The organism is Streptomyces aurantiacus (assembly GCF_027107535.1).
GTDB lineage: Bacteria > Actinomycetota > Actinomycetes > Streptomycetales > Streptomycetaceae > Streptomyces.
On sequence record NZ_CP114283.1, the window covers coordinates 5645566 to 5670770 of the forward strand.

A 25205-nucleotide genomic window follows, 5' to 3' on the forward strand; every position below is an offset into this window, starting at 1 on the left:
TGCGCACCCTGGTCGTGAAGCCGATCGACTACCGGGACTGATCTGGCCGCCCGCGTCCGGGAAACTGACCCCAGGCGTCGGCGTCCTCACGTGGAGATCGCCGTCCGTTTCCCGCTGGCCGCGGAGATGGCGGAGCCCTCCGGCCGCACCGCCGTCGGCGAATCATCCAGTTCCCTGGCCGGTGGAAACGCCCCAGAGGTATGCCCCTTCGACATGCCGCTCACCGACGACGAGGTCCGGACCGCGCACGCCCCCCGCATACGCTGAATCGGTCCCTGCTGGCTTGGCGGTGAGCCATAGTGAGAATCTGCTCCACGTCACGGGGGCCGGGTTGCAGCGGGGGGCAGAGGCTGTGGGTGACTTCGACCGGATCTTCGAACCGCAGTACTCGGCGACCGAGCTGTTCACCAACCGCGTGGACGAGTACACGGCGTTCTCCGCCGCGCTGCGTCTGCACGCTGCCCGCGTCCGTAACGGCTCCGCTGTCCTGAGCACCGGTGCCCGCCGGAACGTTGTCTGCTTCTACGGTATCGGCGGCATCGGCAAGACAGAGCTGTCGCGACGCCTGGAGTCCTGGACACGAGGCACGTTGTCCGATCCCGGGGACTGGCTGGAGAATCCACCGTCCGGGGACGCCCTGCACTCGGTGCGCGTCGACTTCCACGGAAGCCGGGTCGTCAACGCGGCCGACATCGCGTTGCGCCTGCGCGCGGCTGTCGCCGGGCGCAGGCGCAGCTTCCCCGCCTTCGACCTCGGGCTGGCCGCCTGGTGGTCCCTGGCCCGTCCGGGAACGCTCTTACCCGACCTGTCTGTCGGCGGTTTCGATGTGCGCGGACAGATCACCGACACGCTGAACGAGACCCTCAGCGACGCAGGAGCCAGCTTCGGCATCGGCCCGCTGACGGTACGTACCGGGATCCGCATCGTGGAGGCCGTTCAGGGAAACCGGCTGCGCAACCGCACCCTGCACAGCTGCGAGCCGCTCGTCCACATCGTGAACCAGACGCAACAGGACCCGTCAGACTACGTCGCAGCCACGCTCGCCGGACTGTTGTCCTGGGACCTGGAGAACCTGCCACCCGACAAACGTCCCCTCGTCGTGGTGTTCGCCGATGCCGCCGAATACGTCCAAGGCGAGGACCGCGCTCAGGAACGCCTGTTCAACCGCATCGTGAGCCTCACTCCCGGCGTCCTGTGGGTGGTGACATCACGCAACCGACTGGACTGGGACTCCCCGAATCTGCACCAACTGCTGCCCGCGACAGGCCCGCAGACCTGGCCGCAGCTGCGCCTCGAATCACAGCAGGACCCCCGCCAGCATCTCGTGGGCAACCTCTCCGACACCGACGTCGAAAGGTATCTGCTGACCGCCTCTGGCTCAGCAGGCAATCCAGTGCTGGCGGCCGAGGTCATCAACAGCATCCGCAGCGGAGCCCACGGTCTGCCTCTCTATCTCAGCCTGTCCCTCTCAGTCGCTCGCGCCGCACACGGCCGGCCACTCGCGGCTGACGCGTTCGGCGGGCCCCTCCCCGAACTCGCCACCCGGGTCTTCGCCAACCTGCCGGAGAAGGAACGCGAACTGGCCCGCGCAGCCAGCCTTGTTCCCCGCTTTGACGAAGACCTCATCACCCAGGCCACACACGGGCTACTCGGCGACGCCAACCGGCTGTGCCGGCGCACACTCGTCACCCGCGACCAGCACCCGCTCTTCCCTTACCGGCTGCACGACGCCGTTCGCGCAGCCATCGCTCACGAATCCGTCGCCGAACCCGGGGCCTGGGCCCCGGCCGATCGCACCGCCATGGCCCGACAACTGCTTGAGACCCTGCGCCACCGCAGCAACGCCCTGGTAACGGACAGTGAACGTCGTCTCGACGTACTCGAGATAGCCGCCGCACTGTGCTCGGACCACGACCTGGAGGCGACGTGGCTCATCGAAGCCCTCATCAATCTTCCGGGATTCGCCCAGACCGCTGGGCGGCTTCCCCCACCGGCAGCCGGGACCTGGATGGGACAGGTTTCCGGAATGTTCGAGGCATGGCGTCCCGCGCACCAGGGCCGTCGTCGCCTCACATACCTCCAGACGTTCCTCGAAAGCCCTCTGAAATCGGACGTCAACAGGCATTGCCGCAGGCGTCTCGCCTACCAGCACCGCAACCGTGGCGAGGCAGAGACCGCGCTACGACTCCTGACCGAACTGCTCATCGACCAGCCGGATTCGGAACTGCTGCGCTATCAGATCGCACGCACGCTGTACAGAATTGGGCACTTCACCGAACTGGAACAACATCTGTCGCACTACCCTCTGAGAGAACCCACCACCGGGCTGCGTATCAGCAGCGACCTGGCCTACGACCGCGGGCTGCTCAATGAGTCAATTGTCGGTCCGGTGACCAGGGGCGCCTACCTTCGAACTACAGGGCAGCACCGTATTGCTCTGGAAAACGAAGCAGACGCACTATGGCGAAGGGCCCTGAACGGTTGTTGTACCCCAGCGGACTGCGACGCCGTCCTAGAAGACGCCGACCGCTTCGGCGAGACGCTCTCCATGCGGATCGCTCTGGCAGCCAAGGTCATGTGCCAGGCAGCCGACAGCACCGTTGCCCTCTCCCTGATCGACGAAGCGCAGAGCATCGTGCGCACGGCGGGTGGTTCACCGAGCTGGCGCGAGTGGACCAGTCGACTTGTGGTCGGCCTACGCCACGCAGACCGCCCCTGCATCGAGGAGGTTCGGCAGGCCTGGCTCGCGCGCGCGGCCAGGTGGTCCTCGAACGAACAGGTCCTGGACCGCTTGTTCATCTTTGCCGACTACCCCGCCCGGTTCCCGCACCCGCCGGTCCCGGGCCCTGAGGATCCTTCGCTGGCCCGCCAAAGATGGCACACGATCATCGCCACCCTTGTGCAGCGGTGAGGCCGACCCGCGCAGTGAACGCGGTCATGTTGGACTGCCGTCGGGCCCGGCGTAGGCCTGGACCAATGCCACGCGACCCACCATGATGACGATGCCATGACAATGCATGCCTCGGGACGGTGACCGTGCGCGGAACCTTCAGCAGGGCCAGGGCCACACTGGCCGCCGTACTCCTCGTGGTGGCCCTGGCGCCCATCGCCGAGGCAGCGACCGGACGGCAACCTGCCCCCGAGGCCGACGTCCGACCCGGGATCACCGCAGCCGCGGCGGACTGGACGCCGCCACTCAGCACCCGGGGGCGCTGGATAGTCGACGCCGACGGCGACCGCTTCAAACTGCGGTCCGGCAACTGGCACGGGGCCAGCGGCACCTGGAACGGCTCGGGAAGCCCGGACGAGGACTCCGGCCACCACGCGGGAGAGAACTCCGGCAGGATGCCGCTCGGTCTGGACCGCGCCCCCATGACCGAGATCATCGCCGGCTTCCAGGAGATCGGAATCAACAGCATCCGGCTGCCCTTCTCCAACGAGATGATCCACGACAGCCGCCCCGTCACCGACGATTCCGTGGCCGCCAACCCCTCCCTGCGCGGCAGGACACCACTGCAGGTGTACGACGCCGTGGTGCGGGAACTCACGGCCGCCGGGCTCGCCGTGATCCTGAACAACCACACCAACACCACACGATGGTGCTGCGGGGTCGACGGCAACGAACGCTGGAACGCGAGCCAGTCCGCCGGGACCTGGGAGACCGACTGGCTCTTCATGGCCCGCCGCTACCGGGACAACCAGCGCGTCGTCGGCGCCGACCTCTACAACGAGGTGCGCCGCAATGTCCTGGACGATCCCAACTGGGGGCTCGGCGACAACCACGACTGGTTCGCCGCCTCGCAGCGCGTAGGTGACCGCATCCTCACGGAGGCCGACCCCGATCTCCTGGTCATCGTGGAAGGCATCAACTGGACCGGCATCCCCGTCGACGGTCTCCCTCACGAACGCCCCACCCTGGAGCCCGTACGCCGCCTCTCGCACACCTTGGTCGATTCCGGCAAGCTCGTGTACTCCGCTCACTTCTACGACTACACGGGCCCCAACCACAGCGGCGCCAGCGGTACGGGCGAGACCAGCGACCCCCGCTACCGCGACCTCAGCCCAGCCGAGCTCATCAAGGTGCTGGACCGCCAGGCCCTCTTCGTGACCGCCGAGACGGACCGGCACTTCACGGCGCCTGTCTGGATCAGCGAGTTCGGAGTCGGCGGCCGGGACGAGACCGGGCCCAGACAGCGTGCGTGGTTCGAGAACTTCGTCGACCATCTGATCCGCACCGACGCCGACTTCGCGTACTGGCCGCTCGTCGGCTGGCACGAGAACCGCAAGGGCAACGGCTGGGCCCTGCTTCACTGGAACGCCGAGGGCCACCGTATGGGCCTCTACGACGGTGACGACTGGAGGTCCGCAGCCTGGACCAGGCTCGTCACCGCCCAGGGCCGCACCGGCCCGGTGAAGCCCGTGGCTCAGTGGTCGATGCTCAGCCCCGACCACGGTGACTTCGTCCAGTCGCGGCGGATGCGGGCCCTGTCGGACTGGAACTCCGGCGCCCGAAAAGCCGTGTGCCCCGACGGACAGCGCCTGCTCGGCCTCAGCCACACCGGCAACCGAGGCCTGTGCTCGGACGTGTCCGCCGGCCCCTTGTGGGCCCCGGCCGGCGGGCATGCGGTGGTCACCGACGAGCGGCATGTCAGACCCGGCCAGGACTGGGCATCCGGGTACACCAAACTCCAGTGCCCCGACGGCCACTTCCTCATCGGATACAGCGTCCGCGGCTCCGCCGTCTCCGCCGCCCTGTGCGCGGCCGCTCCGGCCGGCAGGCTCGGCACGAACAGCCGTACCGTCTGGTTCGACCGGGGCGACAACCGGGGCTCGGCTGCCAAGGGCGGCGACTTCGCGCAGACCCACTACAAGGGCCAGTGCGCGGACGACGAGTACGCGGCGGGAATCGCGTACACGGGCCGGGTGGGCTCGGCACGGACACCGGACGCGCTGTACTGCCGAAAACTGAGCTGACCGGCCGCGTCCCCTTGGATAACGTCCAGCGACAACGACGACGACGAGCCCGCGGCGGCCTGCGCGTACCGGGCCGGCCAACGGATGCGGTCACTGGTGGCACCAGTTGCCCACCGCCGGCTGATCCCTTCGTCGGCACCTGTGCACGACCCCGCCCCGACTCGGTCGGTCGGGTGTTGCGCGCGGTGTACCGCGTTCAGTGAGTCCGACCCGATCGGAGCGTCCCCAGTTGTACGCCCCCATGCCATGCGCTGGTAACCGACGGAACAGGTGTGGCGCCGAACTCCCCTGCGCACACGTGGAGTTCGGAGGTGGTCCCCTTCGGTGTACCAGGTTGCTCGGGCGCGAGCTCGACGGATTGACGGCGATCGATAAGTCGCACTTCGGCTGTGAAGAGCGGGTGATCAGCCTGGCGTGCTCCCCCGGACCTCGTCCGCAGCAGTCGCTATCGACCGATGGTTGCCGGTGGCGGTGTCCAGCGGGCCTTGGGTGGGATGGTGCTGCTGACTCCGAAGTCGTTCTTGAGCTCTTCGGGGATGGCGTAGTGCATGACGCGGCCGCGGGTGAGGGAGGACAGTTCCAGGACGCTGGTCAGGTGGCCGAGTCGGTCCAGGGCCCAGCCCGCCAGGGGTGAGCGGTCCTCGATGGTCTCCAGCACTCCCAGCAGGGCGGGAGCGGCCTTGACGACGGTGTCCCAGCTGGTGCGGGGGACTTCCAGCCAGTCGGCGCAGGTGTCGCCGATCAGGTAGCGGATCAGGGCGGAGACGATCGGATCGAAGAAGGTGCCGGGCACGACTTCTTCGTAGAGGTCGATGAGCTGGCGGGTGAGCTGGGCACCTTCCTCGCTGGGGCCCATGTGGCGGGTCATGTACAGGTCGGAGAACTCGCGGGCCGCCCGCAGGTCCTTGGGGACGTGCTCCTGGTCGATGCCGAGGATGGCGCCGACCACCCGCCAGGAGTAGTAGTAGGCCTCGGCGCCTTCGTTGCTCATGTGGATGCCGAGGCGGTGCAGGGCGTCGAGGACCTGGATGGAGAACATCATCTGCCCGCCGATCATGTCCTCCTGACAGATCGGCGTGCCCAGGGCGGCGGTGTCCCAGCGGTCCTCCCGCTTGAGGTGGTGGCGGATGGAGGCGTGCAGCAGCCGCACCTTCTGGGCTGCGGGGATGAAACGGCTGCCGGCTTCGAACGCTCCGGGCTGCATGAGGTAGACCGTGAACTGGCCTGTCTCGGCCATCCGTTTGGAGGGGTACTTGAGTGAATGGGTGGACGACAGCAGCCTGGCCACCTGGGGCAGGACGTAGCAGGCGGGCATCGATGCGAAGGACAGCGCGGTGGAGATGTGCACGTTGTTGTCGATGAAGAACAGCCGTGCTTTCTCCATCTCGGCCCAGTCCACCCAGTCGGGCGGCGTGCTGGTTTCGTTCAGGTACTCGCGGGCGACGTCCGGCAGGCCCTCGGGAAGGTCCTGCCCGACGGTGGAGACGTAGCGCATGAGCGTGTTGAACTTGCCGACCTCGCCGCGCTCGAACAGTGTCGCCACCGTCGCGTCGGCGAGTTCGTCCCCTTCGGTGCGCAGGGCGTCCATGGACGCTCGGGTGTAGGTCATGGTGCTCCTCCTGCGGGTGTGGCGGTCAGTGGGTGCGGGTGGCTGAGACGGTCGCCAGGGACTCCAGTGCACGGCGTGCGTCGGCAGTCAGATCGGCGTCGGCCAGGACGTCGTGCGCTTCCCGCAGCCGTGCGGTGATCATGCCCTCGACGCGGGCGACGGCGCCGGTGCGGTGGGCGATCTCCCGGGCCCGTTCCACCTGTTGCTCGCTGATGTTCGCCTGCCCGAGCAGGTGGCGCAGCTCTCCGCGTTCCGCCTTGGTGGCGGACGTGAGGGTGTGGGCCATCAGCGCGGTCGGCCTGTTCCCGGCGAGGTCATCGGCCGGGTCCTTGCCCGTCTGTTCAGGATCCCCGAACAGGCCCAGCAGGTCGTCGCGCAGCTGGAACGCCTCGCCCAGCGGCACGCCGAAGTCGCTGTACGACTCCAGCAGTCGCGGTGGTGCGCCGGCGAGGAGGCCGCCGATCTGCAAAGGGTGTTCGACGGTGTACTTCGCGGTCTTGTAGCGGATCACCTTCACCGACGCGTCCGGGTCCGGCGCGGCTCCGGTGCGCAGGATTTCCAGGCACTCACCGGCCACCAGTTCGCGGGCCAGGACCGCCCACAGAGGCCGGGCTCTGCTCAGGAAGGCGCCGGGGAGGCCGGAGTCGGTGAACAGCTGCCCGGCCATCGACATCAGCAGGTCCCCCACCAGCATGGCCAAGGCTCTGGCCCCGGTCTTCGGCCGTGCATGATCGGTGAGGACCTCGCGCAGGGCGATGTGCCCGGTGGGCCTGCCGTGCCGGGTACGGCTGTGGTCGATCAGGTCGTCGTGCACGGCGGCTGCCGCATGGACCAGTTCGATCGCGCCGGCGGCACGGACCAGCGCGTCACTGTCGGGCTGCCCTGCCCCGCGCCAGCCCCAGTAGCAGAACGCCGCCCTGAGCCGTTTGCCGTGCCCGGTCGCGGCATGAAGCTGCTCCGCGACCGGCGCCAGTCCGGCATCGATGTCGGCCAGCGCCTGTGCTTCGGCCGTGACGAATCCGCTGAGGACTTGGTCGACGCGCTTCTTCAGTAAGGCGTGCTCTTCCCGTTCACTCACTGGGGCTTCCCGCCTGGGTGCGGGCGGTGACGGTGCGGGCGAGGACCTCCATATGAGCCGGCGCGGTGACCGCGTGCCGGTCCAGGAGCAGGCGGCCGCGGGCCTTCGTCTCCTCCTGGCCGTCCGCCAGGAGGTCCCCGAGATCCGCGCGACGCAGCAGACTGCTGACGCCGCCCATCGCGCTGCTCAGCCCGCTGACCGCCAGATCGGCGAGGCCTGCCATCAGGGCCACCGTGCCTTCGGTCAGGCCCGGCTTGCGGCCGTCGTGGTGTGTCACAGCATGTCCCCCTGCGGCAGGACCCGCCCCGGCTCCGGCCGGGTGGCACGGAGCAGCGCGTGCCGATGTTCGGCACCGCATGATCCGAGTCTGACCACCGGACGTACCCCAGGCAGCCTCAATGCACCATTGAGTGATCTTCTTCGGAGATCTCCTCATGCAGGGGGCGACACCTGTTACGGCTCAGGCACCTGTTACGACACAGGTACCCCGTCCGTGGCGGCGGCTTTCCGTGCCACGTAGACGGTGTTGGTCGCGGTGCCGCCCTGCAGGGGGTTGTCGAAGTCGACGACGTGAGCTTCCGACGTGGCGAAGACACCCGCGAGGACGGCGTTGAACTGTGCGTCCGGCGGATCGTTGGACCAGAGGGCGAAGACGCCGTCGGGGAGGAGACGGTCGGCAAGGGCGCGCATGCCGGCGGCCTCGTAGAGCGCCGCGTGACGTGGATGCAGCACATGGCGTGGCGAATGATCCACGTCCAGCAGGACGGCGTGGAAGCGCCGTCCCGGCTCCTGGGGGTCCAGACCGCCGGCGTCTTGGACCAGCGCGAAGAAGTCACCCTGGACCAGGCGGCAGCGGGGGTCCGATGCCAGGGATGCGCCCAGCGGGACCAGATGGCGCTGGTGCCACTCGATGACCTCGGCGAGTGCGTCGATGACGACCAGGGACCGGACACGTGGGTCGTCCAGGGCGGCCTGGGCGGTGTAACCGAGGCCGAGGCCGCCCACCGCGACATCGAGAGGGGTGTCGGGGAGGTCGGCCAGGCCGAGCCGGGTCAGGGCGATCTCGCCCGCGGTGAAGAGGCTGGACATCAGGAACTCGTCGCCGAGCTTCACTTCGTACACATCGTCGCCGGATGCCGGATCCCGTCGGCGCCGAAGGCTGATGTCGCCCATCGGCGTCGGGCGCCAGTCGATCTCCTCGAAACGCGCGCTCATCCGTTCGCCTTTCTGATGCCGACGATGTGTACGTCCGGTGCCCGGCCCTGCGGGCTCAGGTCCGTGCGCCTCCCTGCCGTCGGCCATGGCAGGGAGGCGAGCGCCGGTGCGGGGCGTGTCAGGCGTCGATGATGACGGGGATGATCAGGGGCCTGCGACGGTAGGTGCGGAACGCCCAGTTCGCCACGGCGCGGGCGATGAGCTGTTCCAGCTGGTGCGCGTCGCCGACGCCCTCGGCGGCCGCGGTGGCCAACGTCTTCTCGATCACCGGGATGACGGGTTCGAACGTGGCGTCGTCGTGGACGAACCCGCGGGCCAGGAAGTCGGGGGCCTCGGCGAGGCTGCCGGTGTCGGCGTCGACGATCGCCACGACCGTGACCACGCCTTCCTCCGCGAGGGTGACGCGGTCCTTGAGGGAGGCCTCGGTGGCCCCGCCGACCTCCATACCGTCCACGTAGACGTTGCCCGCGGGCACCTTGCCGGTGATCGACACGCGCCCGTCGACGAGGTCGACGACGACGCCGTCCTCGGCGATGACCACTCGCTCGGGATCGACACCGGTACGGATGGCCAGATCGGCGTTGGCCCGCAGATGGCGCCATTCGCCGTGCACCGGCATGACGTTGCGCGGCTTGACGATGTTGTAGCAGTAGACGAGTTCACCGGCGCTGGCGTGCCCGGAGACGTGCACTTTGGCATTGCCCTTGTGGACGACATGGGCGCCCCACCGGGTCAGTCCGTTGATCACCCGGTAGATGGCGTTCTCGTTGCCGGGGATCAGGGAGCTGGCGAGCAGGACGGTGTCGCCCTTGCCGATGCGGATCACATGGTCGCGGTTGGCCATCCGGGAGAGAGCGGCCATCGGCTCGCCCTGGGATCCGGTGCACACCAGGGTGATCTTGTGGTCGGGGAGCTTCTCCAGCTCCTTCATGCTGACCACGAGGCCGCGCGGCACCTTCAGGTAGCCCAGGTCGCGGGCGATGCCCATGTTGCGGACCATGGAGCGGCCCACGAAGGCGACCTTGCGGCCGTGCTGGTGGGCGGCGTCCAGGACCTGCTGGATGCGGTGCACATGGCTGGCGAAGCTGGAGACGATCACCCGTCGCGGCGCGGTGCGCAGGACCTGCTCGATCGCGGGGTTCAGCTCGCGCTCGGAGACGGTGAAGCCGGGCACTTCGGCGTTGGTGGAGTCGGTGAGGAACAGGTCGACGCCCTCCTCCCCGAGGCGGGCGAAGGCGCGCAGGTCGGTGATGCGCTCGTCCAGCGGGAACTGGTCCATCTTGAAGTCGCCGGTGTGCAGGACCATCCCGGCACCGGTACGGATCGCGACCGCCAGGGCGTCCGGGATGGAGTGGTTGACCGCGACGAACTCGCAGTTGAAGGGCCCGAAGTCGCGCCGGTCGCCCTCCCGCACCCGCACCGTGCGTGGCCGGATGCCGTGCTCCTTGAGCTTGGCCTCCAGGAAAGCAAGGGTCAGCTTCGAGCCGACGACGGGAATGTCGGACCGCTCGCGCAGCAGGTACGGGACGCCGCCGATGTGGTCCTCGTGGCCGTGGGTGAGTACCACGGCCACGATGTCGTCCAGGCGCTCCCGGATCGAGGTGAAGTCCGGCAGGATCACGTCCACGCCGGGCTGGGTCTCCTCGGGGAACAGCACGCCACAGTCGACGACGAGCAGCTTGCCGGCGTACTCGAAGACGGTCATGTTGCGGCCGATCTCGCCGAGGCCGCCCAGGGCGACGACCCGCAGCCCTCCCTCGGGCAGTGGCGGGGCGGCTTGCAACTCTGGATGCGGATGGCTCATACCGTGACGGTACCGGAGAGTCGGAAGGGATGATCCACTGCCTGCGCGGTCTCTCCTTCCCGAGGTCTCCATCCGCACCTTCGGAGGTGCCGCGGATCACCCGGCCCACGCGGGCAGGGGCGACCGTCGTTCTCGTCGGCCGCGGCGTGTCGGCGGTGTGAAGGACACGCGGGCGTGTCCTTCGGGCGCCGATGAGGCCGCAGTAGGTCACTTGTTGATCCACTTCCTCAGCGGGTAGGCGGTTCGGCATGGCTGAAGTGGTGGAGGCGGGACTGTGGGGGTTGGTGGCGGGCTCGGCGCTGCTGCTCGGCGCCGCTCTGGGATACGGGCTGCGGGTGCCGCAGAAGGTCATCGCGACCGTGATGGCGTTCGGGGCCGGGGTGCTGATCTCTGCGGTGTCCTTCGAGCTGGTGGGGAAGGCGTACGAGCAGGCGGGGCTTGCTCCCGCGGTCGTCGGCACCCTCATCGGTGCCGTGGCCTACACCGGGGGCAACGTGTGGTTGGCCCGCCGGGGTGCGCGCCACCGCAAGCGTTCCGGTCACGAGCGGGCGAGGGCGCAGCCCTCGGAGGGCGAGCAGGGCGGGTCCGGGACGGCGCTCGCGCTCGGCGCCCTGCTCGACGGGGTCCCGGAGTCCGCCGTCATCGGCGTGAGTCTGCTCAATGGCGGCGCGGTCAGTCTGGTGACGGTGGCCGCGGTGTTCATCAGCAACGTGCCCGAGGGCCTGTCCAGTTCGGCGGGGATGAAGAAGGCCGGCCGCACCAAGGGGTACGTCTTCGGTACCTGGGCGGCCATCGCCGCGGCCTCCACGGTCTCGGCCGTCCTCGGTTACACGGTGGTCGGCTCCTTCTCCCCCGCCGTGATCGCCGCCGTGACCGCGGTCGCGGCCGGAGCGATCCTCGCCATGATCGCCGACACCATGATCCCCGAGGCTTTCGACGACGCCCACCTGGCGATCGGGCTGATCACCGTCAGCGGGTTCCTCGTCTCGTTCGCCCTGTCCCACGCCTGATCGCCGGGGTCGGCGTCGGATCTCCGGGACAAGGTCACCGATGGCGGTGAGCTGTGACGATCCAGGCACGCGAGTCGAAGTACACGCCCCCGTCGGTGGTGTGGGCGTCGAGGGTGGTGCGCAGCCGCGCGCGTCCCTGCTCGGCGGCCGCGGTGTCGAGGGTGGCGAGCAGCTCCCTGACCTCCCAGAGGCGGAGCACGGCGTCGAAGGCGGTGGCGCTGTCCGGGCCGTAGTGGACGGGCTCGTGCACGTCGGTGAAGGTGACGTCCGCGAAGCCGGCCGCCGTCAGCACGCCCTCCGTGACGGCCGGGTCGGCGAGTGAGAACGGGTCCGGGCCGTGGGGCGCGGCTGATGCGGTGGTGAGGGTCCGGCGGATCGCGGTGGCCCACTCGTTGCGGTCCCGTTCCTGCCAGACCAGCATCACCAGGCGCGCCGCAGGCCGCAGCGCGCGCCCGATATTGGTGAAAGCGGCGACGGGGTCGGCGAAGAACATCGTTCCGAACCTGCTGATGCAGAGGTCGAAACGCGCGGGCGGAAAGGCGTGGACCTGGGCGTCCGCCTCCCGGAAGGTGATGTTGGTCAGTCCTTGGTCGTCGCTGAGCCGGCGGGCCCGTTCGAGCATGGGTTCGGAGAGGTCGAGGCCTACCGCGCTACCGTCGACGGCGGCGCGGGCGGCCTCGCGGGTGGTCTGGCCCGTGCCGCAGCCGATGTCGAGGACACGGTCGCGAGAGCCGACGCGGGCAGCGGTACGGAAGAGATCGTTGTGCAGGCACAGTTCCGCGTCGTAGTCGAACAGGTCGGACATCACCGTCACCGGATCCTCTCGTTGTCGACTGCGACGGGGCCGTCGCGGAGTACGCCTCGCACCTGGTCCACGGACACTGTCTCCGGTGCGAACTCCGCCAGCCACCACGTGGCGCCCGCCTCGGCGTAGGGCGCCGGATCACTGCCGGGTGGGAGGGGGACGGCGATGTCGTACGGGGTCGTCCTTGGCCCGCGGAGACCGGTGAGGGTGGTGACGATGCCTGCGAGCTGGTCCGGGTGTTCGAGATTGACCGGGACGAAACCGTCGTGCCGGGCCGCGCGGCGCAGGGGTTTGACGTTGCCGGGAAGTCCCGCGGCCCACACCGGCACGCCGGGGCGCTGAACCGGTCTGGGAAGGAAGGTGATGTCGTCGACGGTGTAGTGGCTGCCGTGATGGTGCACCGGCTCACCGGACCACGCGGCGGTGAGGATCTCCAGTGACTCGTCGAGCATCCGCCCCCGCCGTCGGTCGTCGAGTTCTTCGCCGGTCGCGCTCAGTTCACCGGCGAAGCGATCGCTGCCGAGACCGACGCCGAGCGTGAGGCGGCCGCCACTGAGCCGGTCCAGCGTGGCGGTTTCCCTGGCGACCTTGGTCGGCCGACGCCGGGCAAGGGCTGTGACCATGGGGCCGAACCGGAGGCGTTCGGTGGCGGTGGCGATCGCGGCCAGCGTGATCCAGGGGTCGGCCACCTGCCGGACCGGCGCCCGCCAGCGCAGGTGGTCCCATACGAACACGCCGTGCCAGCCGGCCTCCTCCGCCTCGGCAGCCAGACGTGCGACCACCGCGGGGTCGCAGAGGTCGTCGAAGACCGGCAGCCAGAGCGCCGATCGCAAGGGGGTCATCGCCGGCCGCCGGTGTGCCGGAGCAGAGCGGGGACGAACACGTCCCACAGCGGTTTCGGCAGGTCGTGCCCGGCTCCTTCCAGGGTCACCAGCGACGCGCCGGGGATCGCGTCGCGCAGCGCGTGTCCGTGCGGGAGCGCGCAGACCGGGTCGTGGTCGCCGTGCACCACCAGGGTCGGCGCCTTGACGGAGGCGAAATCGCGGGACGACCCGTCGAAGGTCATCGCGTAGTGGTTGACGAGGGTGGACGCGATGTCGCGGGTGCGGGCCACGTCCCTCTTGACGAGCGCGCGCGTGGCCCTCTCGTCGAAGTAGGGCGAGCCGCCCGAGCACGCCTTTGCCGAGGCGACGACGAAGTCCACCACCGCGCCAGGATCGGCGGGGTCCGGGTCGGCGGGAATTTCGCCGGCGAGCTCGTCCGCGGACGGCGGGAGTCCGTCCTCGCCCGTGGAGGTGGAGACGAACGTCAGTGACTCCACCCGGTCGGGGTGGTCCACGCCCATGATCAGCCCGATGCCGCCGGACATGGACCGGCAGACGATGTGTGCGCGCTCGATCTCAAGGGCGTCCAGGATGCCGAGCGCGTCCCCGGCCAGGTCGGTGTACGTGTAGCCCGGCCGCCCCGGCGGGTAACTGGTGGACCTGCCGGTGTCCCGGTTGTCGTAGCGGATCACGAACCGGCCGTCGCGGGCGATCCGTTCGCACAGCTCTGTCTCCCACCACAGCATCGAGGCGGTCGCGCCGTCGATGAGCAGGATCGCCGGGTTCGCGGGGTTTCCGAAGGTCTCGATGCACAGCTCGACGTCGTTGATCGCGACGAGCTTCTCTCCGTGTGAAAGGGGTTCGGTCATGAACGTCACGCTAGACCCGGCAGTCGATCGGCAAAAGCGATGGTTTCCGATCGATTCGATCGCCATCAGCGATGGTCTTGGTTAGGGTGGTCTCATGTCCGATGTTGAACTGCGCCATCTCGCCGCGATGGCCGCCGTGGCCGACGAGGGCTCGTTCGGGCGGGCGGCCGCGCGGCTCGGGTACACCCAGTCGACGGTGAGTCAGCAGATCGCTGCTTTGGAGAAGTCAGTCGGCGGTGCCGTGTTCGACCGGCCGGGCGGACCGAAACCGGTGCGGATCACCCCACTCGGCGCGGTGGTGCTGGCACACGGACGCGAACTGCTGGCGAAGGCCCAGGCGATGGCGACAGCCGTCGACCGGTTCAAGGCCGGCGACGGCCGGATCGACATCGGCACCTTCCAGAGCGTGTCCAACGTGATCCTGCCGCTGATCGTCCGCGCGCTGCGGGACGAGCACCCCGGCTGCGACATCAGACTGTTCGAGGAGGAGACCGACAAACCAGAGGTCCACGAACTCGACCTGATGTTCTTCGACGGCCGCGTCGACGGCGATGTCGAACACCGCAAACTGCTCGACGATCCCTACCTGCTGGTGGCCCGCCGCGGCACCTTCCCCGACGGCCCGGTGCGCACGGCCCACCTCGACGGCGCACCGATGGTGGCGCACCCGCCGATCTGCGACCAGGCCCGGATGGAACATGCGCTCGCACGCCGTGGCGTGCGGCCGCACATCGTGTGCCGCACGGCGGGCAACGAGACCGTGCTGTCGATGGTGCGCGCCGGCATGGGGTCGGCGATCGTGCCCCAACTCACCGTCCACAGTGCCAACCTCGACTCCGATGCGTCGCTGTGCGTCCACGAACTCAAGCCGGGGCTCCCGCCACGCGAGATCTTCCTGCTGTGGCAGGCGCATCGCACGCACTCCCCGCTCGCGGCACGGGCGATCGAGATCGCGGTGGACATCGCAGAAAAGATCGTCGAGCGCGCTTGACCCGATCGAGTGCGCCGCAGGGCGGAGACGGACCGGGCCGCGACGGGTAGGTCGGCTACGAGTACGCCCCCGGGCCCGTACGTGGAAGGGCTCGGCCGGCTCGCAAACTACCGAGGGGAACGCCTATGAGGATCGTCATCACCGGTGGATTCGGCTTCCTGGGGAGGCTGGTCGCCGATGCCCTGCTCACGCGGCGGACCCTGTGCGATGTGCCCGTCGACCGACTGGTGCTCGCCGACCGGTTCGTACCCCCCGAGGCGCCGGTGATGGAAGACCCGCTGGTGGACGTCGTCCAGGGTGACCTGAGCGAGCGCCTCGACACGATCTTCGCGCAGCCCGTGCACGTCCTCATCCATCTCGCGTCGGCCGTCTCGGCCGAGTGCGAGACCGACTTCGACCTCGGCATGAGCGCCAACCTGGACACCACCCGTGCGCTGCTCGACGCCGCCCGCTCCCAGTCGCGTGGTGGCGGGCCGACACCCCGGGTGGTGTTCTCCAGCAGCATCGCGGTCTACGGCTCCGACCCGGAGCTGCAACTGCCGCCCCTGATCAGCGAGTCCACGCTCCCCACCCCGCAGTCCAGCTACGGGGCGCAGAAGCGCGTCTGCGAGCAGTTGATCGCCGAATACACGCGCCGGGGCTTCGTCGACGGACGCGTGGCGCGCCTGATGACCGTCTCGGTGCGGTCGGGCACACCGAACGCGGCTGCCTCCGGCTTCCTGTCCGGCATCGTCCGCGAGCCCCTCTCCGGGCTGCCGGCCGTCTGCCCGGTCGACCCCGGCCTGCAAGTCGCCCTGGCCTCACCGCGGCGCACCGTCGAGGGCATCCTCCGAATCACCGAAGCCGAGCGCGGCAGCGGCCCCGGCAGACTGGAGGGCACGCTTCCGGTCAACCTGCCGGCGCTGACGGTCACGGTCGCCGAGATGCTGGACACACTGCGCCGGGTGGCCGGCGACGCCGTCGCCGACCTGGTGACCGTCGCGCCCGACCCCGTCGTCGAGGCCATCGTCGGCTCGTGGCCCGCAGTGTTCGACGACGCGCGCGCCAGGGCGCTCGGCCTCCGCCCCGACGACAGCTTCGAGTCCGTCCTCAGGGCATACGTCGAGGACCATCCCGAAGCCGTCACAGCCGAGGTGACCGCGCCCTGACGTGCGCCGGCCCCACATCCCGCGCGTGGGCGCATGGCTGGAGACACCCCCACCCGGGAAATGGTGACGCAGGGAGAGCGGTGGACGTGGCGGGTGATGCCGGCGGGGCAGTCCGTCAAGCAGCGGGCCATGACGATGGAACCTACGAGGCGGTCCCCCGCCTCGTAGATCCCGTACGGGACGCCACCGTCCGTACCGACGCCGGGGCGGCGGTGCGGCCGCTCTCCGGCGCGGTGTCCCGGGAGTGATTCCCCACTGGGTCGCACAGCCCGTCACCTTCGGGGATGACACAACAGCCCTGCGTGATACCCGAGTTGCCGCGGGAGGTCGTCCCCGTCGAGAACCTCATCGGCAAGGTCGCGGAGGGGCCGTCGGCCGGGGCGGCGGGGCGGCCGTGGCCTTCGAGGTGGTCACCTGGAACCCCACAGGCACGTACGGCATGATCACTTCGGTCGAACTCCGGGGGCCCGTATGACATGGTCCGAGCGCATCGTGACACGAGAGGTGTCCGCCTCGTGTGCAGAGACTCCGGCGGACCGAGACAGCCTGTCGTGCTGCTGCACGGGCTGGCCGGTCACTCGGGTGAATGGGACCGGACGGCGTGAAGGCTGAGCCCTCGGTACCACGTTGTCGCACTCGACCAACGCGGGCACGGCGCCAGCGAGCGTCACCCGCTCGATGTCTCCCGCAACGCCTACGTCGCCGACGTCATCGCCGTTCTCGACCAACTCGACCTCCAGCGCCCGGTCCTGGTCGGCCAGTCGCTGGGTGGCCACACAGCCATGCTCACCGCAGCCGCCCACCCCGGGCGGATCCACGCGGTTGCACTGATCGAGGCCGGCCCCGGGGGCGCGAACCCGGATACCCCCGCCGAAGTCCGCGCTTGGCTCGATTCGTGGCCGGCCCCTTCCCGTCGTACGAAGCCGCCGTCCGCTTCTTCGGCGGTGGAGCGGTCGGCGAGGGCTGGGCCGCCGGACTCGAGCAACGCGGAGGCGGATGGTGGCCCCGCTTCGACCGGGAGGTGATGGTCCGCTCACTGGAGGAGACCGCTCGGCATTCCACCTGGCACGAGTGGGGACAGGTCACATGTCCGGCCCTGGTCGTCCTGGCCCGGTCGAGCATCACCCCTTCGCGGGACATCGACGAAATGCTCCGGCAGCGACCCGACACCGTGGCCGTCAGCATTCCCCGGACCGGTCACGACCTGCACCTGCAAGAGCCGGAAACCCTCCACGCCACCCTCTCGGGCTTCCTGGACGAGCTCCACTGACACCTTCCGTCAGAGGTTCCGACCAACCGAGCTTGCGGCTGCGCAACCCCGCCTGCAAGCCATTCCGGAAACTCTTCGAAACATTCGGAGACATACTGCGTCACAATTGATCTCCGATGAGCGAGGGCTATGAATACGGCCTCGCACACCGGATCAATGTGAGCTTTGGACAGGCGCTTTCACTTGTACGAAGATTCCATCCCTGACGAATGTTTCGTAATAGGTGCCGAAACTCTTGACGCTTGACGGGTGCAGGTCAAAACTGTTCGACCACACCCCACCCGTGGATGAGGGAGGAAACCCGCACATGAACCTCACACCTGCACAGCCGAGCCGCAGGCAGACCTGCGCCATGCTGCTGGGTGCCACGACCGCGCTGGCTCTGCCCGGTACGGCCCATGCCGACACGGTCGTCACCACGAACCAGACCGGCACCAACAACGGTTACTACTACTCGTTCTGGACGGACGCGCAGGGCACGGTCTCCATGAACCTGGCTTCCGGCGGCCGCTACAGCACCAACTGGAGGAACACCGGAAACTTCGTCGCCGGCAAGGGCTGGAGCAACGGCGGACGCAGGGCCGTGACCTACTCGGGCTCCTTCAACCCGTCCGGAAACGCCTACCTGACTCTCTACGGGTGGACGTCCAACCCCCTCGTGGAGTACTACGTCGTCGACAACTGGGGCACCTACCGCCCCACGGGAACGTACAAGGGCACTGTCACCAGTGACGGCGGCACGTACGACCTCTACCAGACAACGCGCTACAACGCCCCGTCCGTCGAAGGCACGAAGACCTTCAACCAGTACTGGAGTGTCCGGCAGTCGAAGCGGACCGGCGGCACCATCACCACCGGCAACCACTTCGACGCCTGGGCCCGGGCCGGAATGCGTCTCGGCAGCTTCAGCTACTACATGATCCTCGCGACCGAGGGATACCGGAGCAGCGGCAACTCCAACATCACGGTGTCGGCATGACCACCGGAGCACGTCTCGTGTCACGCCCCCTGCCGACGGCACTCGCCGTCGTCGCACTGGTCGCCACGGGCACTCTCACCGTCAACACCAACCCGGCGCAAGCCGCCGCCTGCAACGGATACGTCGGGCTCACCTTCGACGACGGCCCGTCCGGCAGCACACCGGCCCTGCTCAGCACGCTGACCCAGAACGGGCTGCGGGCCACGATGTTCAACCAGGGCCAGTACGCCGCCGCCAACCCCTCCCAGGTACGGGCCCAGGTCAATGCCGGCATGTGGGTCGGCAACCACAGTTACACCCATCCGCACCTGCCGCAGCTCAACCAGTCGCAGATCGACTCGGAGATCTCCCGGACCCAGCAGGCGATCGCGTCCGCCGGCGGCGGTACGCCGAAGCTGTTCCGGCCGCCGTACGGCGAGACCAACTCGACGGTGAAGGCCGTCGAGGCCAAGTACGGTCTGACCGAGATCCTCTGGAACGTGGACTCTCAGGACTGGAACGGCGCCGGCACGGATGCCATCGTGCAGGCCGCCGGACGACTCGGCAACGGCCAGATCATCCTCATGCACGACTGGTCCGCCAACGCGCGTGCGGCGATCCCACGTATCGCACAAGGGCTGGCAGCCCGCGGCCTGTGCGCCGGCAGGATCTCCCCGCAGACCGGCCGCGCGACTGCCCCCTGACACATGGGCCGGCGTCACCTGCATGGCCACGGCAGACCTCACAGCCGCATGGGGTTGTCGTCAGCCGGCAGGTGGCGGCGGTCCGGTGCGGGGGCGATGGGCCCGGACGTCGACCGGGCGTCCATCGGGATCGCGAACTGTCATCGTCCACTGCGTGGGCAGCGTCTCGATCTCCCCGGCCGGCCATCCGGCATCGAGGATCTGTTCGCGAACCTCACAGAGCTGCGCATGGGTTCCCACACGTAGCCCCCAGCCCGCCTTGCCGAGGGGGTCGAGTTCAGTGGTGGGGGCGGTGGCCGTTTCGACGATCATCAGATGGTCGTCCTCGCCCACATCGATGACCGCGATCCGAGGATCGGTGAGGGTCGCATTGCGCTCGAAGGCGAGCACCGCTCCCAACAGCTCCGTGTAATACGGCACGAGCCGGTCGAGGTGGGTCGTCGACAGAGTCAGATGGTTGATTCCGAAGAGATCAGGCATGGTCCGCCCACTGTAGGACAATCACCGGACGGCCCCTGGTGCGCGGGGAGTTGTGGTCGCCCCACCAGACGCGGCAAGGCGAGTGGGAAAGTCAGTCCGTCTGCCTCAACCGCAAAACGCCGTGAACGGCTCGGCCTGAGCCGAGCCGTTCACATGTGCCCGATGCGATGGATACCTGCTTGCTCCAGCGCGGCAATTCGTTGTGCGCGCCATATCGCGGATATGCCGGGAGAGTCTACTGCTCGGGCATCCGCCACGACGGATGTCACTCGTCGATCAGCTTCCGACGTACCAGGTGAAACCGCCGTTGGAAGCGGCGACGGTGAGCAGAACGGCGAAGATGATCAGGTCCACAACTCCGAGGATGACGCCGGCCTTCGCCATGCCGCCACCTCCCTTGACCCCTGCCTGTCGCATGCCTACGGCACCCAGAACAATAGCCAGGGGGCCGAGAATCACGTTGAAGAGGAAGACTCCGATGATTCCGCAGACAAGGCTGGCGACCGCCAGACCGTTGGTACGTGATCCGGAAGTGGCAGAAGAGCCGCCGTAACTCGTCATCACATTCCCCTACTGTAGGCGTATCTGCTGACGGCGCTCCGCTTGTCGGAGCGCTTCGCGCCCTGTGCTTTCCGGTCATCCGGGTGCCCCCGAACATCGGCTCTACTCCCCCTTCGAAATGCGAGCCGGGCAGACTTGGTCACCTCGATCGGGTCACTGGGACTGACGCCCCTGGCGCAACTGTCGGCTCGCTGCATGCCGCACGCCACGGGTCCGGCCGTGCTCGGCCGGCAGTCCGCGGTCACCTCGGCCAGGGTCTTGGCCCAGGCCGAGGTGACCGGCGGCGATCGGGGTCCTGACATGCCATCACGCCACCAGTGGACGGTGGATGGCATGACCCTGCTCCGACGACCACCGGGCGGCACACGTGACTCGTTTCGGATCATGCCCGTTGCTCTCTGGTCGTAGCCCGATTCGCCGTGTAGCGTCACTACTAGATGTCGTGGTTCGCAGTACCTGCCCGCGCTCCGGTGCGGGCATTTTGCTGTGCAGTGCAGGACCAGGGCGATCACCTCCGGGCCCGCGCGGTGTGGGTCCGTATTCGACTGGGAAGGCACCAGCATGGCCAAGGGAACTGTCAAGTGGTTCAACGCCGAGAAGGGCTTCGGCTTCATCGAGCAGGAGGGTGGCGGACCGGACGTCTTCGCCCACTACTCGAACATCAACGCCTCCGGCTTCCGTGAGCTCCAGGAGGGCCAGGTCGTGAACTTCGACGTCACGCAGGGCCAGAAGGGCCCGCAGGCGGAGAACATCACGCCCGCCTGACGTCACGGTCAGACGTTGCCGGGCCCCGGAACGCATGTTCCGGGGCCCGGCGCATGCCGAGACTCCTCACCGCGCCGAGGCAGAGTTCACCGTCCCGCCCGGAGCGGCCATCCCGTGCCACACACTCCTGCCGCGCCAACTGCGCGGTACTCGACAGTGACGAACAAGAGCATGTGCGAACTTGCCGCTGTGCCCCACGGCTGAGCAAGGTCCGCGCCCACCGCCGCCGTGTCGCGCCGGTCTCGTCGGTCGGAACACAGGCAACTCGCGCCACCCATGCGCATGTGCGCTTTCCGTGCGCATCTCGTGACCTCAAGAGGGAAATGGGCACACAGAACCCTCACCGGTACTTTTCGGCCCCATCTGGTGAGCGCGTGTCAAAAGACTCCTCGCGTCGCTAGCGTCGAACCCGTCCGTCAGAGACGTACGTCTTCATCTCCCGTCACGCAGGCGCCGCGTGACGGGAAGTCAGATGAAACACGGGGAGAATCAGTGATCATCCATACAGGGGCGCGACGGGCTGCGATTGCGGCAACCGTCACGGGATTGGCCGCCACGCTGCTCACCATCAGTCCGGCGCAGGCCGCGCCGACCGTCGAGGAATCCGCCCTTCTCGACACCGCGCAGACCTATCTCACGGGCGAGAACGCCGTGACGGTGGACGGTGCGACCGCCACGATCCGCAAGGCCGAGACCATCCAGGTCGCGGAAACCTTCACGGCCGTACGGCACGACCGCATGGAGGCCCGTAAGCAGCTCAAGGGCATCAACAAGCTCGCGGGCGTGCACTATTCGGCCGTCAAGACCGAGCTCACTCCGGTCGGCGAGACCCGCACCAAAGGCAACACCGCGCAGCTCGCTGTACAGGAGCACACGGAGTACACCTTCGCCGACACCAAGGACGCGCCCTACAGCTACACCGTGCGGCACAAGCTGTCCTACGTACGTTCCGGCGGCACCTGGGCACTCGCGAAGATCGACACCCAGGACGGGCCCGCGAACCTCGCGACGCCCGAGAAGCTGGAGCCGGCCGAGCTGGCCGCCGCCGAGAAGGCCGCGAGGGAACTGCGCTCCGCGGACGGTTCGAAGAAGGTCACCGACCCGGCCCTCAAGAAGCGCAGTACCCGTGACGGGAACAGCACCCTGGCCGCGTACGACTACCAGGCGATGGTGGACTTCGCCACGAAGTACGCCGAGCCCGAGCCGGAGGACAACGTCCCCTACGAGCGAGACGAGAACGACTGCACCAACTTCATCTCGCAGGCCCTCAGCGCCGGTGGCTGGGAGCGGGTGCTCGGCTGGTACCGGAGCGACTCGGCGTGGTGGTACACGGGCAACTGGTGGCTCGAGCACAGCTACACCTGGGGCGGTGCGCCCAACTGGCAGCGGTTCGCGCGCGACGAGTCGGAGCGCGTGTACGAGTTGGACGGTCCTGCGAGTCTCGCGATCGCGGACGTCGTGCAGTTCGAGATCTTCGGATACAGCGACCCGGGGCAGCCGGGCCACACCATGATGGTCACCGACTTCACGTCGGACTATCTGCCGAAGATGAGCTACCACACGACGGACACGCTCAACCGGCCGCTCAGCGAGATCATCGCCGAACACAGCGCCGGTGAGAAGTTCTGGTACTTCCGTACCTGATCCGACCGCGTCCGGAGAGTGACTCGACGCCTCGCGTCGCGGTGCGGGGATCAGCTCCCCTGCACCGCGGCGCGCAGGCGTTGCGAGGTGACCGACCCCTCGCTTCCGTCCGCGCATTCCAGTCGTACGCGGCCTTCGGCGTCGAGTGGGAGTACCTGCTCGGGGGCGAAGTGGAACAGCTCCCCGCCACTGCGGTCGGGACGTTGGGCGTTCTGGAGCAGGAGCAGATGGCGCCCGGGCTCCGGAAGCTGGACCTCGGCCGTCGGATACCAGACGGTGAGGTCGCCGGCCGGCGGGGTCCCGGAGCCGGCGAGGAGCTCACCTTCGGTGGCGAAACGGAAGGCAGAACTCTGGGTCACTCCGTCGTCGACGTGGATCCGACCTTCGCGGACCGTCCCGAACACGGGCCGATATCCCTCGCCCTGCCGCTTCCTGATCTTCTGCGCCGCCTCCTGCACACACTCCGCCGAGGCCACCGGCTGCGGATCGCCCCTCTTGGACCCCTCGTTGAGGCCGTTCATCGACAGCACCCCTGAGAGCACCACGCCCGCCACCAGCAGCCCGCCCGTGCCGACGGCGAGCCGTCGCCTCCGCAGTGACCGCCGGGCCCGGGCGGTGAACTGCTCGTCCGGTGCACGCTGTGGGCCCTCCGGTTCGGCGGCCATGGCGAGCAGACCCCGTACCCGATCCTCCTCAGTCACGGTGACGCCCCCTCTCCGGTGCAATGACTCCTTCGGCCCGCAGCGCCGAAAGCGCGCGGGCGGCACGGCTCTTGACCGTGCCGGGTGAACAGCCGAGCACGTCGGCGATCTCCTGTTCGGTGAGCTGGTGGTAGTAGCGCAGGACCAGCACGGCGCGCTGCGCGGGCGGGACGGCGCGCAGCAGTCCGCGGACCACCACGGCGGTCGCGACCTGTTCCTCATGCCCGTCCGTCCCGGGATCGGGGAGGTGCGCCGCGGGTACCTCGCCGTGCCAACGCCGGCGCCGGTCCTTGACCAGGAGCCGCACCATGGTGGTGCGGGTGTAGGCCTCGGCGGCCTCCTCCGCGCCGATCCGGTGCCAGGCGCGGTACGTACGCAGCAGCGCCTCCTGCGCCAGGTCCTCGGCCCGTGGACCGCCGGTCAGCAGTCGGGCCGTACGCAGCAGCGATCCGTAGCGCGCGGTCATGAAGGCCGTGAACGCCTCGTCCCTGCGCATGCCCTCGTCCCTCCGTCGCCTCTTCGGCCTTCCACCCTTTCAGAGGACCTGGAGGGCGACGGGGGTTCCCTGCCCGGCCGAGTCCGCCTGCCGGTGAGGCCCCGGAGCTGATCGGACCACTGCGGGGTGCCCAAGTGGACGGCGACCTGCGGCGATCACGCAGCGCCTCCGGGACGGACACTCCGGAAGGCAGTCCTCCCCGATCGAGCGCTCTGTGACGGCTCCACGATCTGTCCGGTATTCAGCTCGACATGGTCCCGCTCGCACCGTCCCGGGGCCGGTATACGCCCTGAGGACCTGCCGGGTGGTCCCTGGCAGGGCTCCGTGCCCGAACCGGGGTGGCGCTCAGCGCTCCCTCACGGTTCCGTTCGTGAAGATGTCCGCATGGTCCGAGGGCGATCTCGTACTGCTCGCGCGACTGACCGGGCAGGCCATCGACTGCCCCGAGTGCACCAAGAACCTCGTCGTGGGCACCCGGGAGGACATCGCCGCCCAGAACTGCTCCAGCAGACCGGTCCGTACGTGGTGCCGTCGTCCTGGGCCGTCGGTTACTCGATGTATCCGGTGGTGGGGTCCACCTGGGCAAGGAAGTCCCGGGCGGCTTCCTCAAGATCGGGCCTGGTGGCTTGCGTCGGTGGGTGACTGGCGGACATGAACCCGTACGCGGGGTCGGGTCCGGTCAGCCAGGTGAAGTGGTAGGTGCCCGGGCTGTCGTCCGGCTGACTGACCGCGAACTCCTCACCGTCGACCGATATCCGCAACGGCTCGTCCGTCGACATCACGACCTGCCTTCCATTTGCCGAGGTGAGGGTACAGAAGTACGTCTCCGATGATGCGGCACACTGCCTCGGCTCCTGGTCCCACCGGCACGATCGGTCGTGAGCGGAGCAGCCGGCCGGCTCGAGGGATGGTAGGCCCTACAGCTTTCCTTCGCCGAGCGCGACCAGTTCTACCGCAGCGCCGGGCTCCCGCCACCCGGGGACGGGATTGTCCTGCTCGGCGACGCCTCCGGACCACCCGCCTGCGAACGCGGTCTCGCCCGTGCGATCTTCGGCAACGGCCCCGCTCTCGACGTGATGTATCCACTCCAGCATGCGGCCGGGCGGGCCGCCTTCGAGGCATCGATCGTCGCGGACCTCAAGGACGCGATGCCCCGCTACTCCCAGGACGCGCAACTCGAGCGCCTCGTGCAGGAGTTGCGCCATGCCTCCGATGCCTTCGCCCACCACTGGGACCGCCCCCACCCTGCACACCGACAGCCGCAACACAGAGAACTGCAGGCTGACAGGAAAATCTGAC

At 68.5% G+C, this 25205-nt stretch carries 24 protein-coding genes and 1 pseudogene; 12 read left to right on the forward strand and 13 right to left on the reverse strand.

Annotated features, from left to right (window positions below):
* The first annotated feature begins 352 nt into the window (after window positions 1-352).
* Both O1Q96_RS27265 and O1Q96_RS27270 read left to right on the forward strand, forming a co-directional pair.
* Window positions 353-2911 (forward strand): hypothetical protein, encoded by a 2559-nt coding sequence (locus O1Q96_RS27265; protein WP_269250660.1) that lies wholly within the window; start codon window positions 353-355, stop codon window positions 2909-2911.
* A gap of 125 nt (window positions 2912-3036) precedes the next feature.
* Complete coding sequence (locus O1Q96_RS27270) at window positions 3037-4974, forward strand: glycoside hydrolase family 5 protein (RefSeq protein WP_269250661.1); 1938 nt, start codon at window positions 3037-3039, stop codon at window positions 4972-4974.
* Window positions 4975-5419: 445 nt separating this feature from the next.
* Here the strand turns inward: O1Q96_RS27270 and O1Q96_RS27275 are convergent, their stop codons facing one another.
* The 5 genes from O1Q96_RS27275 to O1Q96_RS27295 form a co-directional block, all read right to left on the reverse strand.
* Window positions 5420-6583, reverse strand: a complete 1164-nt coding sequence (locus O1Q96_RS27275) for an oxygenase MpaB family protein (protein ID WP_269250662.1) — start codon at window positions 6581-6583, stop codon at window positions 5420-5422.
* A 25-nt stretch (window positions 6584-6608) separates the two neighbouring features.
* The gene (locus O1Q96_RS27280; RefSeq protein WP_269250663.1) at window positions 6609-7661 is read right to left on the reverse strand and encodes a polyprenyl synthetase family protein; all 1053 of its coding nucleotides are present in this window, start codon (window positions 7659-7661) and stop codon (window positions 6609-6611) included.
* On the reverse strand, window positions 7654-7938 hold the full coding sequence (locus tag O1Q96_RS27285; RefSeq protein ID WP_269250664.1) for a polyprenyl synthetase: 285 nt from the start codon (window positions 7936-7938) through the stop codon (window positions 7654-7656). The genes O1Q96_RS27280 and O1Q96_RS27285 overlap by 8 nt, the downstream gene beginning before the upstream one ends.
* Before the next feature lie 194 nt (window positions 7939-8132).
* Window positions 8133-8876 carry a polyamine aminopropyltransferase gene (locus O1Q96_RS27290; RefSeq protein ID WP_269250665.1) on the reverse strand — a complete coding sequence of 248 codons (744 nt, stop codon included), beginning with the start codon at window positions 8874-8876 and terminating at the stop codon, window positions 8133-8135.
* A 118-nt stretch (window positions 8877-8994) separates the two neighbouring features.
* Entirely contained in the window at window positions 8995-10680 is a 1686-nt protein-coding gene (locus O1Q96_RS27295; protein ID WP_269250666.1) for a ribonuclease J, read from the reverse strand.
* 248 nt (window positions 10681-10928) lie between these two features.
* On the opposite strand from O1Q96_RS27295, the gene O1Q96_RS27300 reads away from it, so the two are divergent.
* Window positions 10929-11690 carry a ZIP family metal transporter gene (locus O1Q96_RS27300; protein ID WP_269250667.1) on the forward strand — a complete coding sequence of 254 codons (762 nt, stop codon included), beginning with the start codon at window positions 10929-10931 and terminating at the stop codon, window positions 11688-11690.
* Window positions 11691-11724: 34 nt separating this feature from the next.
* Here O1Q96_RS27300 and O1Q96_RS27305 read toward each other — a convergent pair whose 3' ends face one another.
* Genes O1Q96_RS27305 through O1Q96_RS27315 form a run of 3 tightly spaced genes read right to left on the reverse strand, consistent with a single transcriptional unit; the run spans window position 11725 to window position 14188 of the window.
* The gene (locus O1Q96_RS27305) at window positions 11725-12495 is read right to left on the reverse strand and encodes a class I SAM-dependent methyltransferase (RefSeq protein ID WP_269253737.1); all 771 of its coding nucleotides are present in this window, start codon (window positions 12493-12495) and stop codon (window positions 11725-11727) included.
* Window positions 12496-12500: 5 nt separating this feature from the next.
* Window positions 12501-13337, reverse strand: coding sequence for an LLM class flavin-dependent oxidoreductase (locus O1Q96_RS27310; protein WP_269250668.1), 837 nt, complete (start codon window positions 13335-13337; stop codon window positions 12501-12503).
* Complete coding sequence (locus O1Q96_RS27315; protein ID WP_269250669.1) at window positions 13334-14188, reverse strand: alpha/beta fold hydrolase; 855 nt, start codon at window positions 14186-14188, stop codon at window positions 13334-13336. Before O1Q96_RS27315 ends, O1Q96_RS27310 begins: the two co-directional genes overlap by 4 nt.
* A 94-nt stretch (window positions 14189-14282) precedes the next feature.
* Between O1Q96_RS27315 and O1Q96_RS27320 the strand changes: the two genes are divergently transcribed.
* From O1Q96_RS27320 to O1Q96_RS27340, 6 genes and pseudogenes are all read left to right on the forward strand, one after another.
* The gene (locus tag O1Q96_RS27320) at window positions 14283-15179 is read left to right on the forward strand and encodes a LysR family transcriptional regulator (RefSeq protein ID WP_269250670.1); all 897 of its coding nucleotides are present in this window, start codon (window positions 14283-14285) and stop codon (window positions 15177-15179) included.
* Window positions 15180-15304: 125 nt separating this feature from the next.
* Window positions 15305-16327, forward strand: coding sequence for a D-erythronate dehydrogenase (gene denD / locus O1Q96_RS27325; RefSeq protein WP_269250671.1), 1023 nt, complete (start codon window positions 15305-15307; stop codon window positions 16325-16327).
* Between the two features lie 608 nt (window positions 16328-16935).
* Window positions 16936-17202, forward strand: a pseudogene (locus O1Q96_RS44325) (alpha/beta fold hydrolase); the annotation flags it as partial.
* Window positions 17203-17222: 20 nt separating this feature from the next.
* Window positions 17223-17597 (forward strand): alpha/beta fold hydrolase, encoded by a 375-nt coding sequence (locus O1Q96_RS44330; protein WP_331276070.1) that lies wholly within the window; start codon window positions 17223-17225, stop codon window positions 17595-17597.
* 307 nt (window positions 17598-17904) lie between these two features.
* On the forward strand, window positions 17905-18576 hold the full coding sequence (locus O1Q96_RS27335; RefSeq protein WP_269250672.1) for a glycoside hydrolase family 11 protein: 672 nt from the start codon (window positions 17905-17907) through the stop codon (window positions 18574-18576).
* Window positions 18573-19259: a polysaccharide deacetylase family protein gene (locus O1Q96_RS27340; RefSeq protein ID WP_269250673.1), complete on the forward strand. Its 687-nt coding sequence runs from the start codon at window positions 18573-18575 to the stop codon at window positions 19257-19259. Before O1Q96_RS27335 ends, O1Q96_RS27340 begins: the two co-directional genes overlap by 4 nt.
* 60 nt (window positions 19260-19319) lie before the next feature.
* Here O1Q96_RS27340 and O1Q96_RS27345 read toward each other — a convergent pair whose 3' ends face one another.
* Window positions 19320-19739 carry a VOC family protein gene (locus tag O1Q96_RS27345; RefSeq protein ID WP_269250674.1) on the reverse strand — a complete coding sequence of 140 codons (420 nt, stop codon included), beginning with the start codon at window positions 19737-19739 and terminating at the stop codon, window positions 19320-19322.
* A 276-nt stretch (window positions 19740-20015) separates the two neighbouring features.
* Complete coding sequence (locus O1Q96_RS27350) at window positions 20016-20300, reverse strand: DUF4190 domain-containing protein (RefSeq protein ID WP_269250675.1); 285 nt, start codon at window positions 20298-20300, stop codon at window positions 20016-20018.
* Window positions 20301-20861: 561 nt separating this feature from the next.
* Here O1Q96_RS27350 and O1Q96_RS27355 point away from each other — a divergent pair.
* A complete protein-coding gene (locus O1Q96_RS27355) occupies window positions 20862-21065 on the forward strand; it encodes a cold-shock protein (protein WP_107014587.1) in 204 nt (67 codons plus the stop codon).
* A gap of 546 nt (window positions 21066-21611) precedes the next feature.
* Window positions 21612-22709 carry an amidase domain-containing protein gene (locus tag O1Q96_RS27360; protein WP_269250676.1) on the forward strand — a complete coding sequence of 366 codons (1098 nt, stop codon included), beginning with the start codon at window positions 21612-21614 and terminating at the stop codon, window positions 22707-22709.
* Between the two features lie 50 nt (window positions 22710-22759).
* Here O1Q96_RS27360 and O1Q96_RS27365 read toward each other — a convergent pair whose 3' ends face one another.
* From O1Q96_RS27365 to O1Q96_RS27375, 3 genes are all read right to left on the reverse strand, one after another.
* A complete protein-coding gene (locus O1Q96_RS27365; protein ID WP_269250677.1) occupies window positions 22760-23410 on the reverse strand; it encodes a hypothetical protein in 651 nt (216 codons plus the stop codon).
* Entirely contained in the window at window positions 23403-23906 is a 504-nt protein-coding gene (locus O1Q96_RS27370) for a SigE family RNA polymerase sigma factor (RefSeq protein WP_269250678.1), read from the reverse strand. Before O1Q96_RS27370 ends, O1Q96_RS27365 begins: the two co-directional genes overlap by 8 nt.
* A gap of 548 nt (window positions 23907-24454) precedes the next feature.
* Window positions 24455-24685, reverse strand: coding sequence for a hypothetical protein (locus tag O1Q96_RS27375; protein ID WP_269250679.1), 231 nt, complete (start codon window positions 24683-24685; stop codon window positions 24455-24457).
* A 267-nt stretch (window positions 24686-24952) separates the two neighbouring features.
* On the opposite strand from O1Q96_RS27375, the gene O1Q96_RS27380 reads away from it, so the two are divergent.
* Window positions 24953-25204, forward strand: a complete 252-nt coding sequence (locus O1Q96_RS27380; protein WP_269253738.1) for an MmyB family transcriptional regulator — start codon at window positions 24953-24955, stop codon at window positions 25202-25204.
* The last annotated feature ends 1 nt before the right edge of the window (window position 25205 follow it).